Raw genomic sequence first — 12894 nt, forward strand, 5'->3', positions numbered from 1 at the left:
GAGAGGGCTAAAGCGTTAATCGATGAACGCCTTCGCCCCCATGCCCTTCCCGTCCTCGCCCATGGAAACCGGCGGCGTCAGTGCGATGCCGCACAATCTGGAAGCCGAGCAGGCGCTGCTGGGCTCGCTGATGTTCGACAACGCCGTGTTCGAGCGTCTGAGCGACCGTCTGCGCGGATCGCATTTCTACGAGCCCTTCCACCAGCGTCTGTACGACGCGATCGAGGACCATATTCGCCAGGGCATGCTGGCCGAGCCGACCATTCTGATGGAGCGGTTCAAACAGGACCCGGCCTTCCAGGAGTTCGGCGGCCTGCGCTACCTGGCCGACCTGGTGGACCGCGCGCCCCCGGCCGCCAACGCCCCCGACTATGCCCGCGTGGTCTATGACCTGGCCCTGCGTCGAGACCTGATCCGCATCGGCGGCGAGATCATCAAGGAGGCGCCCAACCCCGAGACGCCCGCCGACGAACAGATCGAACAGGCCGAACAGACCCTGTATTCCCTGGCCGAGACGGGCAAGCCGTCGTCCGGCTTCGTCAGCTTCTCGCACGCCCTGTCCGGCGCCGTGCAGATGGCGGCCGAGGCCTATCAGCGCGACGGCAAGCTGGCGGGTCTGGCGACCGGCCTGAACGATCTGGACCGCAAGCTGGGCGGCCTGCACCCGTCCGACCTTCTGATCCTGGCCGGTCGTCCGTCGATGGGCAAGACGGCGTTGGCGACCAACATGGCCTTCAATGTGGCGCGCGCCTATCAGTGGGAGCCGACGCCGGAGGGCCGCAAGACCGTGAACGGCGGCGTCGTCGCCTTCTATTCGCTGGAAATGAGCGCCGAACAGCTGGCCATGCGTATCCTGGCCGACGCATCGGGCGTGTCGTCGGACAAGCTGCGCAAGGGCGAAATCGACGCCTCGGACTTCGGCAAGCTGCGCGACGCGGCGGTCGAGATCGGCGAAAGCCCCCTCTACATCGACGCCACCGGCGGCCTGTCCATCTCCAAGCTGGCCGCCCGCGCGCGTCGCCTGAAGCGGATGGAGCATGGTCTGGACCTGATCATCGTCGACTATCTGCAACTGGTGACCACCGGCGAGAACAGCCAGAAGAACCGCGTGCAGGAAGTGTCCGAGATCACCGGCGGCCTGAAGGCCCTGGCCAAGGAGTTGTCGGTGCCGATCATCGCCCTGTCGCAGTTGTCGCGTCAGGTCGAACAGCGCGAGGACAAGCGGCCGCAACTGTCCGACCTGCGCGAATCCGGCTCGATCGAGCAGGACGCCGACTGCGTGATGTTCGTCTATCGCGAAAGCTACTACCTAGGCCGGGCCGAGCCGCGCGAAGGCACCGAGGAACATCTGCAATGGCAGCAGGACATGGACCGCCTGCAGGGCCAGGCCGAGGTCGTCATCGGCAAGCAGCGCCACGGCCCCATCGGCATCGTCAAACTGGCCTTCGACGCCGACACCGTCCGCTTCGGCAACCTGGCCCACGGCTATGAAGAAGTCAGCTACGAGTAGGGATACGGGCGCCGCGTCTCGGGCGGACACGCTGACGCTGGGGCCGAGCGGCGCCGAGCGACGCCAAGCCGCCGTCGCGCACCATCTGTCTGACATCAAGGCGGCTCTGGCCGCCCTGCCCAAGGGTCAGGCCGGCGTTCGCATTCAAAACGCCAGAGCCTTGAGAGGTATCTTGGGTCGAGATGGCGCCATAGGCGCTCTCGCCGCGCAGACGCTTGGTTCAGCGGCCCGCCCGGTCCGCGCCGTGCTCTTCGACAAATCCGCGACGAACAACTGGGCGCTGGGCTGGCATCAGGACCGCACCGTCTGCGTCCAAGTACGCAAGGAGACCCCCGGCTTCGGTCCATGGTCGATCAAGGCGGGGATGCAGCATGTTGCGCCGCCTTTCGATCTGTTGGCCCGCATGGTCACGATCCGGGTTCATCTGGACGATGTGCCGATGGACAACGCCCCGCTGCTGATCGCGCCAGGGTCCCGCCTGAAAGGTCGTGTGCCCATCGAACGCATAGACGAGATCGTTCAGGGCTGCGGCGTCGTCGCCTGCGACGCCGAGGCGGGCGATGTCTGGCTTTACTCAACCCCGATCCTGCACGCCTCTAACGCCGCCGAAACACCCAGGCGGCGGCGGGTGTTGCAGATCGACTATTCCGCCGACGACCTGCCCGGCGGCCTTCAGTGGCTGGGCGTTTAAGTTCAATCGAACAGTCAGCCTGATAACGTCATTCCGGGGCGTGCGAAGGACGAACCCGGACCCCAGGAGGCGTGCATCAGGCTTCAAGTGCGCCCAGCCGCGCGCGTGCGGCCCTAGCTTCCGGGTTCTCCGCTCCGCTCAGCCCCGGAATGACGAATAGAGGGGCGCGTCCCAACGAATGTCGATGAACCTCGTCCCGTTCAGGGCTTTCATCGGGGCGGTGTTGGCGCATAAGAGCCTGATGGCCGATCCGATCACCGCCCCCGCCCTCCTGTCCGTCGATCTGGACGCCCTGGCCCGCAATTATCGCACCCTGGGCCGGGTCAGCGGCCTGCCTGTGCATCCGGTGGTCAAGGCGGACGGCTATGGGCTGGGGGCGCAGGCCGTGGCGCAGCGGCTGATGGCCGAGGGGGCCGACACCTTCTTCGTGGCGCGCGCGGCCGAAGGGCTGCGGCTGCGATCCGCGCTGGGGCCGCAGGGCGCGGGCGGGCCGGTCATCTATGTGCTGGACGGCTGTCGCGAAGACGAGGCCCAGGCTCTGAAGGCGGCGGACCTGCGGCCGGTGCTGAACCATCCCGCCCAGATGCAGACCTGGGCGGCGGCGGGCGGCGGGACCTGCGGCTTGCAGATCGACACCGGCATGAACCGGCTGGGCCTGCGCCCCGAGGATGCGCCCGAGATGTTCGACGGCCTGGCGCTGGTCCTGACCCATCTGGCCTGCGCCGACGAACCGGCCAATCCGATGAATCGGCGCCAGCGCGACCTGTTCGTCGGGGTGGTAGGTCGCTATCCCGGCGCGGTTCGATCCTTCGCCAACTCCAGCGGGTGTTTCCTGGGGCCGGACTTCGCCTTCGACGCGGTGCGGCCCGGCATCTGCCTGTACGGCGGCGGCCCCGAAGCCCGGCCAGATGCGCGGATCGCTCCGGTCGCCACCCTGACCGCGCGGGTGCTGCAGGTGCGCGACGTGCCGGCGGGCGAGAGCGTCGGCTATTCGCAAGGCTATGTCGCCGACCGACCGATCCGGGTGGCCACGGTGGCGGCGGGATACGCCGACGGTCTGCTGCGCGCCTATTCCCCCACCGGCGCGGTCTTCGTCGCCGGCGACACGCGCCCCCTGCTGGGCCGCGTGTCGATGGATGTCTGCGCGGTGGACATCACCGGGCTGGACGTCGCCGTGGGCGATCCGGTCGAACTGTTCGGACCGAACCGCCTTCTGGACGATGCGGCGGCGGCGGCCGGGACCATCAGCTATGAGCTGCTGACCTCGATCACGCCGCGGGTGCCGCGGGCCTATTCTCAGTAGCCGCTGGCGCCGAGCGCTGCGACCCCGTGCGTCGTCAGCACGAAGGCCGCTGCGACCATGCCGACGATCACGCCCATGATGACGCCCAGCACGATGCCGGCCAGCAGGATCACGATGTAATAGACGACCTTCTTGTCCTCCGGCGCCTTCATCAGGATCGGCAGACCCAGGAACAGCAGCACCAGGCTGTAGATCGCGCCGATCAGGGCGATCAGGCCGCCAGCGACCGGGATCAGGTTGGCGATACCGGCGATCCAGGCGGCGGTGTAGGAATAGACGGCCAGCTTGTGGGCCTGAACCGGATTGGGCGTGGCGCCGAAGCTGGAGGCCAAGGCGTTGATGATGATGCCCAGGATGAAGACGCCGGCCAGCCCCAGCACATAGGACAGGACCGCCAGGATCAGGGCGCCGACGACGCCTTGATGCAGGAAGACCAGGCTGGCGATCAGGGTCGCGATCGGACCGATGGCCGCCAGGATCATGGCGTAGCGCGTATAGAGGCTGTTGATCGTGGCGAACTCGCGGTCGATGACCAGCCACTCGGCCTTGGGCTGCAGCAGGATGCCCTTGACGCGGGCGGTCAGGGCCGGATCGACGGCGGGTTGCGACGAGGGGGGCGTCGGATCGGTCATGAATCAAAATGCCTTTGAGATAGGAAGCCGGGTCGAATACTGACGTTACGTCGCTCACCAACGCAAGCGCCGTGCGACATATTCTCAAATACTTCGTAATGGCGAAGGTTGCCTCTGCCACCGTCTTTGTCGTGGATGGATTGCAATGAGCCGCGACGGGCCGTCGAATCGGTCGGTCTGCTAAAGGATATTCATGGCTCGCGATTCCGCCCTTTACGTCTGTCAGTCCTGCGGCTCGGTGCACGGCAAATGGTCGGGCCAGTGCAGTTCCTGCGGCCAGTGGAACACCCTGACCGAGGAAAGCCGTTCGGCCCCGCCCGGCGCGATCAAACCCTCGGTCGCCGCCTCGGCCCGCACGCGAGGCATCCAGTTCGAAACCTTGCAGTCCGACACGCCCGAGCCGCCGCGCATCACGACGGGCGTGGCCGAGTTCGACCGCGTCTGCGGCGGCGGCGTGGTGCCCGGCTCGGCCATCCTGCTCAGCGGCGACCCCGGCGTGGGCAAGTCCACCCTGTTGCTGGAGGTGGCGGCCAAGGCGGCCCTGCGCGGCGCGCGCGTGGCCTATATCTCGGGCGAAGAGGCGGTGGAGCAGATCAGGGCGCGGGCCAAGCGGATGGGTCTGGCCGACGCCCCGGTCAATCTGGCCGCCGCCACGGCCCTTCGCGACATCCTGGGCACGCTGAAACGCGAAAAGTTCGACATCGTCATCGTCGATTCCGTCCAGACCCTGTGGTCCGACGTCCACGACAGCGGCCCCGGCTCGATCACCCAGGTTCGGGCCTGCGCGGGCGAACTGGTGCGTCTGGCCAAGAACGACGGCCCCGCCATCGTCCTGGTCGGCCACGTCACCAAGGACGGCCAGGTCGCCGGCCCGCGCGTGGTCGAACACCTGGTCGACGCCGTCATGACGTTCGAAGGCGAGCGCGGCTATCCGTTCCGAATCTTACGCGCCGGCAAGAACCGCTTCGGCGCCACCGACGAGATCGGCGTCTTCGAAATGGGCGACAGCGGCCTGCGCGAAGTGCCCAATCCGTCCGCCCTGTTCCTGGGCGAGGGCAAGGAGCGCGCGCCCGGCGCCGCCGTCTTCGCCGGGATCGAAGGCTCGCGTCCCGTGCTGGTCGAGATGCAGGCCCTGGTGTCCAAATCCGCCTATGGCACCCCGCGCCGCGCCGTGATCGGCTGGGAGACGGGGCGCCTCGCCATGGTGCTGGCGGTTTTGGAGGCGCGCTGCGGCTTCGGATTCGGCGATCAGGACGTCTATCTGAATGTCGCCGGCGGCCTACGCATCAACGAACCAGCGGCGGACCTCGCGGCGGCGGCGGCCCTGATCAGTTCGGCCACCGGCGTCTCCCTGCCCCAGGGCTGCGTCGTCTTCGGCGAGATCGGTTTGTCCGGCGAGGTCCGCAGCGTCGGCCGCGCCGAGGCTCGCCTGCGCGAGGCGCAGAAGCTGGGCTTCGACCAGGTTCTGGCCCCGCCCCTGACCGCCAAGACCAAGGGGGTGAAGGTGACTTCCGCGACCCGCCTGACGGATGTGGTCGAACGAATCTCGCAGAACCGCTATTAGGCAGGCGTAGCAGCCGCAGGATCCCGCAAGCGTGACCGGATACGACGTCTTCGCCATCGTGGTGATCCTGTTCTCGGTCGCGGCCGGCTGGGTGCGCGGGGGCGTGCGCGAGATCATCACCCTGCTCAGCGCGACCCTGGCCGCCCTGGTCGCCCTGATCGCCCTGCCCTGGACGGCCGGCGTCGCCCGCGCCTTCGTCGATCCCGAGTGGGCCGGGTCGATCCTGGCCGCCGTCCTGACCTTCTTCGTGGTCTATTTCGGCCTGCGCCTGATCGGCGGCATGCTGTCCAAGGGCGCCAAGGACCATCCGCACCTCGGCGTGCTGGACCGCGTTTTCGGCTTCGTCATCGGCGCGGTGCGCGCCCTGGTCCTGATCGGGGCGGTCCATCTGGTGATCGCGGCGGCCCTGCCGGGCGAGCGGACGCCCCGCTGGCTGACCGACGCGGCCCTCTATCCGGTCAGCGCCGTGGGCGCGCGGATGATCCAGATCGTCCTGCCCAGCATCGGGCGCGGCGCCGACGCCATCACACCCGTCGTCGATTCGTCCGTACGCAGGGGGTTTTCCGACGACGAAGCCTTGCCCCCGACGCAATCACGGCCTAACTCGCCGCGCGAAGCCGCCCGTTAAGTTTCCCCCGGTCATCGGAGCCCCACGATGCGCCACCATATCGCCGATCCCGTCGTCCACCGCGAACACTGGCGCGAGCCGGAGGACGATCAGCTTCGCCTGGAATGCGGCGTCTGCGGCGTCTGGGGCGCCGACGAGGACGAGGGTTCGTCCGTCGTGGCTCTCGGCCTTCACGCCCTGCAGCATCGCGGCCAGGAAGCCTGCGGCATCGCCAGCGTCAAGGACGAGCGTTTCTATACCGAACGTCACCAGGGGCTGGTGGGCGAGGCTTTCGGCGGCGCCGACCTGATGACGCGGATGCCGGGTCGCGCGGCCGTGGGCCACACCCGCTACTCCACCGCCGGCGGCAGCTTCCTGCGTAACATCCAGCCGATGTTCGCCGATCTGGACCAGGGCGGCATCGCCATCGCCCACAACGGCAATCTGACCAACTTCAAATTTCTGCACAGCCAGTTGGTCAGCGAAGGCGCCATCTTCCAGTCGACCTCGGATTCCGAAGTCATCCTCCACCTGATCGCCCGCAGCCGTAAGGCCAAGATCGTGGACCGCTTCATCGACGCCCTGGCGCGGATCGAGGGCGGCTACGCCCTGGTCGCCCAGACCCGCACCAAGATGATCGGCGCGCGCGACCCGCTGGGCATACGTCCGCTGGTGCTGGGCCAGTTGGGCGACGGCTGGGTTCTGGCGTCCGAGACCTGCGCCCTGGACATGATGGGCGCCACCTTCGTGCGCGATGTCGAACACGGCGAGATCGTCGTCATCGACGACAGCGGCCTGCGCTCGCTGAAACCCTTCCCCGCCCGCGCGGCCCGCCCCTGCCTGTTCGAGTACGTCTATTTCTCGCGCCCGGATTCGGTCGTGAACGGCCGCTCGGTCTATGAGGTCAGGAAGGAGATGGGCCGCGGCCTGGCCCGCGAACTGGGCGTCGAAGCCGACATCGTCGTACCGGTCCCCGATTCCGGCGTTCCGGCGGCCCTGGGCTATGCTCAGGAAAGCGGCATCCCCTACGAAATGGGCATCATTCGCAGCCACTATCTGGGCCGCACCTTCATCCAGCCCAGCCAGGGCGCCCGGCAGAAGGGCGTGCGCATGAAGCACAGCCCGAACAAGTCGGCCCTGGCCGGCAAGCGGGTCGTGCTGATCGACGATTCCATCGTGCGCGGCACCACCTCTCTGAAACTGGTCCGCGCCGTGCGCGCCGCCGGCGCGACTGAGGTCCACCTGCGTTCGGCCAGCCCGCAGATCCTCTTCCCCGACTTCTACGGCATCGACATGCCCGAGCGCGCCCAGCTTCTGGCCGCCAACAAGACGCTGGAAGAAATGCGCGAGATGCTGGAGGTCGACTCCCTGGGCTTCCTGTCCATCGACGGTCTGTATCGCGCCATGGGCGAGACCGGCCGCAACACCGCCGCCCCCCAGTTCACCGACCACTATTTCACCGGCGACTATCCCACCCGCCTGCTGGATCGCGAGATCGAGGAAGGCGGCCGCGAGTTCGGCGCCAAACAGCTGTCCTTGCTGGTCAGCGCCTGACGGCCATCACCCTCGATCCTGGGCGGTGTGGAACAGACGAATGATCTGAACCTGTCCGCCCTCGCCATCGTCCGCCAAGGCATAGACGATCAGATAAGGCGCCCCGGTCACGAGCTTTTCGTAGGTGTCGGGCTGTTTGCCGGGCCGACCGATCGGCCGTCGCGCCAGCTTCTGCGTCGTCTCGATGATGCGGGCTTCGACCTTCTGCGCGGCGGGCAGATTGCGTTGGGCCAGATAGTCGATGGCGTGGGTCAGTTCCAGCAGCGCACGCCTCGACCAGATGACCGTACGCATCAGGACTCGTATTTGGCGATGGTCTCGCGAATCCGCCGCATGGCCTCTTCATGCGAGACGACATCGCCGTTGCGAAAATCTTCCAGACCTTCCTCGACCGCCATCATCATTTCCAGCTCTCGTTCGACGTAGCCGGCGATGGCGCGTTCGGCGAGGAAGGACTGCGTACGCTGGGTCTTTTCGGCAAGCAGCCCCAGCCGCTCCTTGAGCGCCCCACTCATGCGGACAGTAACGGTCGTGCTGGCGGCCATAGGTCATGCTCCTGTGCACAATTGAGCACAGGATAACACATTGACCCGTGCCCCCGCCACTCCTACCACCCGACCATGACCGAAGCCCTGCTCCTGAACGACCGTATCGCCCTTGTCGTCGGCGCCTCGCGCGGCATCGGTTATGAAAGCGCCCTGGCCCTGGCCAAGGCCGGCGCCCACGTCATCGCCACCGCCCGCACACAGGGCGGGCTGGAAGAGCTGGACGACGCCATCTTCGCGGCCACCGGCCGCCATGCGACCCTGATCCCTTTCGATCTGGTGGACGGCGGGGCCATCGACCGGCTGGGCGGCGCCATCTTCGAACGGTTCAAGAAGCTGGACATCTGGGTCCATTGCGCCGCCACCATGGGCCCCTCGGGCCTGACGCCGGTGTCGCACGCCGACCCGCGCGAGTTCGCCAAGGTCGAGAAAACCAACTTCACCGCCGTCTATCGCCTGATCCGCTCGCTGGAGCCGCTGCTGCGCGCCTCCGACGCCGGGCGGGCCATCCACTTCACCACCAGCGTCGCCGCCACCCCGCGCGCCTTCTGGGGCATGTACGCCGCGACCAAGGCCGGCGCCGAGGCCCTGGTGAAGGCCTGGGCCGACGAGATCGAAAGCACGCCCGTCCGCGCCTGCATCGTCGATCCCGGCCGCATGCGCACCGCCATGCGCGCCCAGGCCTATCCGGGCGAAGACCCGTCCGTCCTGCCCCACCCGTCCGAGATCGGTCCCTTGGTGGTGGACCTGGCCCGCGCGGACGCCACGCCGCCGCTGACCATCAAGTTCCAGGACTGGCGGTCCGGCCCATCAGTCGAAGCCCTGATCTGAAGGCTACGTCCCTGGCCGCCGCCGTCCGTCCCCTGACGATGGCGCTGCTGGGGCGATGGGATCTGCGCTCAGACCCTCCAGAATCTCCGCCAGATCGTCCGGCCAGATCGTTTCTCCGCTTGCCCGAATTTCGGCGGCGCTCCACCAACGGTGCTCGCCCAGGACCGCGCGCTCCTCCTCGGTCCAGCCTGCGGGCGACAGGTCGAACGCCTCGGTCCACAACAGGAAGAACCGCTGGTCCACCCGCGCCATGCGTCCGTCAGGCAGGCGGAAACACTCTATGCGCTGGGCGACCTGCGAACCGGGATCATCGACCGTCAGGCCAGTCTCTTCGAACAGCTCGCGGCGCGCGGCGTCCTCATAGGTTTCACCAGGGTCGCAGCCGCCGCCGGGCGTCGCCCAGAAACCGGTCCCGGCCAGCGGCCCGTCGGCATAGTCAAAGCGGAAAAGCAGCACCCGCCCCTGCCCGTCCACGATCAGCCAGCGCGAGGTCGGCCGGTCAGGCAGGACGGGCGCGGCTGCGTCGGTCACGCCGTCACTTCTTCGCGCCGCCCTTTTGGCCCGTGCGGACCCGGCCCGAACGCGAGACCTGCCGTGCGCCGCCGCGCGCCCCCTTCTGGACCGCCACCGAGGAACCCGCCTTCTTGGAGGCGCTGGCCTTCAGTCCGCCCAGGACCTTGGGCTGGGCCTTGCGGGTCTTCTTCTGCTCCAGCGCCTTGCCGGGCAGTCTGGACAGGGCCTCTTCCTTCTCGGCCTTCTTGACGCGGCGCGGCGCGGTCTTGGCGTCGCCCTTGTAGCGTTCGGGCCCCGACTTGGCGCCGCCCTCGGCATAGGGGTTCACGCCGCTGGACTTGACGTTCAACCGGATTGGCGTGCCCGGCAGGTCGAAGCTCTCGCGGATCGAGTTGACCAGATAGCGCTTGTAATGCTCCGGCATCGACTCGGCGCGGTTGGCCATCAGCACGAAGGTCGGCGGGCGGGCCTTGGTCTGGGCGATGTATTTCGGCTTGATCCGCTTGCCGTCCACGGCGGGGGGCGGGTGTCGCTGGGTGGCCATCGACAGCCAGGTGTTCAGGTCTTTGGTCTTCACCTTGACCGACCAGGTGTCATAGGCCTGAAGCACCGCCGGCATCAACCGCTCGACCCCACGCCCGCTGTGCGACGACAGGGCCACGAAGGGCGAGCCCTTCAGTTGCGGCAGCTTGTCCTCGGCCATGCCCTTCAGCTTGGCCATGCGGGACTGCGGCTCGTCCTCCAGGTCCCATTTCGACGCCACATAGACCAGGGCGCGACCCTCGCGTTCGACCAGGTCGGCCAGCTGAAGGTCCTGGGTGTCGAAGGCGTCGTCCTTGTCCATCATCAGGATGACGACTTCGGCGAAGGTGATGGCGCGGATGGTGTCGGCGACCGACAGCTTCTCCAGCTTCTCCTGCACCCGCGCCTTGCGACGCATCCCGGCCGTATCGACCAGGCGGATGTTCTTGCCCTCGAACTCCCAGTCCACCGAGATCGAATCGCGCGTGATGCCCGCTTCCGGTCCGGTCAGCAGGCGGTCGTCGCCGATCAGACGGTTGATCAGGGTGGACTTGCCCGCGTTCGGACGGCCGATCACGGCGATGCGGATCGGCTTGTCCGGCTCGTCGATCTCCTCGACGAAGATGTCCTGAGAGGCGGCGACGATGGCGGAATAAAGATCGGCCATCCCCTCGCCGTGCTCGGCCGAGATGGCGACGGGTTCGCCAAAGCCCAGGGCGTGCGCCTCGCCCACGCCGCCGCCGCTCTCGCGGCTTTCGGACTTGTTGGCCAACAGGATGATCGGCTTGTGAACCTTGCGCAGACGCTCGGCGAAGATCCGGTCCAGCGACGTCACGCCTTCGCGGGCGTCCATCATGAACATGATCAGTTCGGCGTCGTCCAGCGCGGCCTCGGTCTGCTCGCGCATCCGGGCTTCCAGGCTTTCGTCGGTGACGTCCTCGTACCCCGCCGTGTCGATCAGCGTCAGGTCCATATCGCCGATATTACCGTCGGCGTATCGCCGGTCGCGGGTCACGCCGGGGCGATCGTCGACAAGCGCCAGACGCTTGCCGACAAGGCGGTTGAACAGGGTCGACTTGCCCACATTGGGGCGGCCGACGATGGCGACCTTCAGAGCCATGTCGGCTTTCTAGCTTAGTTCGGGCTGAAAATCAGCGGATGCAGATCAGCTGGCCGTTGTCGGTCAGCACGTACAGGGCGCCGTTATAGGCGGCCGGGGCGATATAGGCGGGCGCACCCAGCTTCAGCGTGGCCTGCGCCGCGCCGGTCTTGGGATCGAAGGCGACCGCCTCGCCGAACGAATTGACCATCACCAGACGGTTGGAGGCCAGCAGCGGTCCCGACCATTGCGGGCGGATGGTGCGACGGCCGAAGGTCAGGAACCCGCCCTCGCGGCGTTCGCGGCCCTCGTTCAGTTCGCGCGTCCAGTAGATCTGGCCGGTGTCGCGGTTGACGGTGATCAGCTGGCCCGACTTGGACACCACGAACACGGCGTCGCCGACCGGCAGGGGCGCGTTGACGCCCGTCACCGGCATTTGCCACTTGGGCTGGCCCGAGCGCAGGTCCAGGGCCGACATCACGCCGGAATGGCTGACGCCGAAGACCATGCCGCGGCTGATGACCGGGCGTCCGGCCACGTCGCGAACCTCCGACAGGGCGCTGGTGCGGCTGGTGCGCGACAGGGTCTCTTCCCACACCGCCTGGCCGTTCAGGGTGCTGAGCGCGACCAGCTGGCCCGAGGCGAACGGGGCGACGACCGTGGTGCCGCTGACCGCCGGGCTGGAGGCCCGCATCACGCGCGCTGGCTCGGCGATGCCGCGATAGGTCCAGTCCTGGGCCCCGGTCGTGGTGTCGAAGGCGAACAGTTGGCTGTCCACGTCGACCACGAAGACGCGGTTGCCCGACACCGTCGGCGCGCCGTGGATCGGGGCGTCCACCTGCTGGGTCCAGACCACCGCGCCGGTGTTGGCGTCCAGCGCCGACATGGAGCGATAGCCGGAAGAGACGAACACCTTGCCCGCGCCGACGGCGACGCCGCCGCCGAAGCCGCCGTTGCGATCACGCTCGGCGTTCTTGACGTTGACCTTCCACAGCACAGCGCCGGTGTCGGCCGACACCGCCGAAACGGTCGATTCGCCGTCCAGCACGAAGATCTTGCCGTCGGCGGCCACGATCGGCGCCATGACGTTGCCGACGCGCGCCGAGCCGGAGCCGATGCTGCGCTTCCAGGCGACCTGGAAGTTGGGGGCGGCGATGACGTGTTCGACCAGGTTCTCAGCCGTGCCGCCGGGCTGGGTCCAGGCCGTCACGGCCTGCGGGCCGGGCAGGAAATAGTCGCGGCCGGACAGGGCGGCCGACGGCGCCAGCTGCTGCTCGAACTCCAGCACCGAGATTCGGTCGCCGGCAGAGGCCGTCGCCTTGGGGGCGTCCTTGCCGCCCAGGCCGAAGGGCAGGTTGCGGCGCACGGTGCCGCACGACGCCATGGTCGCAGCGACGCCGCAGATCAGCGCGACTTTCAGAACTCGGTTCATCTGGGGCGTCCTAGAAGGGGTCGTCACTGTTGGGCGGGCGCGGCGGCGGGGGCCGCGGCAGCCGCAGAGGGGGTCATGGCGTTGGCGGCCC

The 12894-nt window shown here is 67.8% G+C and carries 13 protein-coding genes; 7 read left to right on the forward strand and 6 right to left on the reverse strand.

The window, feature by feature from the left end; genetic code table 11:
- Positions 1-22: 22 nt before the first annotated feature.
- The 3 genes from RTU05_RS07720 to alr all read left to right on the forward strand — a co-directional run bounded on the left by RTU05_RS07720 (position 23) and on the right by alr (position 3504).
- Positions 23-1510 carry a replicative DNA helicase gene (locus RTU05_RS07720; RefSeq protein ID WP_312597140.1) on the forward strand — a complete coding sequence of 496 codons (1488 nt, stop codon included), beginning with the start codon at positions 23-25 and terminating at the stop codon, positions 1508-1510.
- 244 nt (positions 1511-1754) lie between these two features.
- Positions 1755-2201, forward strand: a complete 447-nt coding sequence (locus RTU05_RS07725; protein WP_312597142.1) for a phytanoyl-CoA dioxygenase family protein — start codon at positions 1755-1757, stop codon at positions 2199-2201.
- A 241-nt stretch (positions 2202-2442) separates the two neighbouring features.
- Positions 2443-3504, forward strand: coding sequence for an alanine racemase (gene alr, locus RTU05_RS07730; protein WP_312597164.1), 1062 nt, complete (start codon positions 2443-2445; stop codon positions 3502-3504).
- On the opposite strand, the gene RTU05_RS07735 is transcribed toward alr, so the two are convergent.
- Positions 3498-4136: a Yip1 family protein gene (locus RTU05_RS07735; RefSeq protein ID WP_312597143.1), complete on the reverse strand. Its 639-nt coding sequence runs from the start codon at positions 4134-4136 to the stop codon at positions 3498-3500. The genes alr and RTU05_RS07735 overlap by 7 nt on opposite strands.
- Positions 4137-4329: 193 nt before the next feature.
- Between RTU05_RS07735 and radA the strand changes: the two genes are divergently transcribed.
- The 3 genes from radA to purF are packed head-to-tail and all read left to right on the forward strand — an operon-like array spanning position 4330 to position 7861.
- Positions 4330-5700, forward strand: a complete 1371-nt coding sequence (gene radA, locus RTU05_RS07740; RefSeq protein WP_312597145.1) for a DNA repair protein RadA — start codon at positions 4330-4332, stop codon at positions 5698-5700.
- A gap of 31 nt (positions 5701-5731) precedes the next feature.
- The gene (locus RTU05_RS07745; RefSeq protein WP_292022461.1) at positions 5732-6328 is read left to right on the forward strand and encodes a CvpA family protein; all 597 of its coding nucleotides are present in this window, start codon (positions 5732-5734) and stop codon (positions 6326-6328) included.
- A gap of 27 nt (positions 6329-6355) precedes the next feature.
- A complete protein-coding gene (gene purF, locus RTU05_RS07750; protein WP_312597147.1) occupies positions 6356-7861 on the forward strand; it encodes an amidophosphoribosyltransferase in 1506 nt (501 codons plus the stop codon).
- Between the two features lie 6 nt (positions 7862-7867).
- Here purF and RTU05_RS07755 read toward each other — a convergent pair whose 3' ends face one another.
- Both RTU05_RS07755 and RTU05_RS07760 read right to left on the reverse strand, forming a co-directional pair.
- The gene (locus RTU05_RS07755; protein ID WP_312597149.1) at positions 7868-8155 is read right to left on the reverse strand and encodes a type II toxin-antitoxin system RelE/ParE family toxin; all 288 of its coding nucleotides are present in this window, start codon (positions 8153-8155) and stop codon (positions 7868-7870) included.
- The gene (locus RTU05_RS07760; RefSeq protein ID WP_312597151.1) at positions 8155-8406 is read right to left on the reverse strand and encodes a CopG family transcriptional regulator; all 252 of its coding nucleotides are present in this window, start codon (positions 8404-8406) and stop codon (positions 8155-8157) included. Before RTU05_RS07760 ends, RTU05_RS07755 begins: the two co-directional genes overlap by 1 nt.
- 75 nt (positions 8407-8481) lie before the next feature.
- Here RTU05_RS07760 and RTU05_RS07765 point away from each other — a divergent pair, with 75 nt between their 5' ends.
- Complete coding sequence (locus tag RTU05_RS07765) at positions 8482-9237, forward strand: SDR family NAD(P)-dependent oxidoreductase (protein ID WP_312597153.1); 756 nt, start codon at positions 8482-8484, stop codon at positions 9235-9237.
- Between the two features lie 3 nt (positions 9238-9240).
- On the opposite strand, the gene RTU05_RS07770 is transcribed toward RTU05_RS07765, so the two are convergent.
- Genes RTU05_RS07770 through RTU05_RS07780 form a run of 3 tightly spaced genes read right to left on the reverse strand, consistent with a single transcriptional unit; the run spans position 9241 to position 12803 of the window.
- Positions 9241-9768: an NUDIX domain-containing protein gene (locus RTU05_RS07770; protein ID WP_312597155.1), complete on the reverse strand. Its 528-nt coding sequence runs from the start codon at positions 9766-9768 to the stop codon at positions 9241-9243.
- Positions 9769-9772: 4 nt separating this feature from the next.
- Positions 9773-11392, reverse strand: coding sequence for a ribosome biogenesis GTPase Der (gene der, locus RTU05_RS07775; protein ID WP_312597157.1), 1620 nt, complete (start codon positions 11390-11392; stop codon positions 9773-9775).
- 31 nt (positions 11393-11423) lie between these two features.
- Positions 11424-12803: a PQQ-binding-like beta-propeller repeat protein gene (locus tag RTU05_RS07780; RefSeq protein WP_312597159.1), complete on the reverse strand. Its 1380-nt coding sequence runs from the start codon at positions 12801-12803 to the stop codon at positions 11424-11426.
- Between the last annotated feature and the right edge of the window lie 91 nt (positions 12804-12894).

Origin of the sequence: Brevundimonas sp., from assembly GCF_032017145.1 — a bacterium.
In the GTDB taxonomy this organism is placed as follows: domain Bacteria; phylum Pseudomonadota; class Alphaproteobacteria; order Caulobacterales; family Caulobacteraceae; genus Brevundimonas.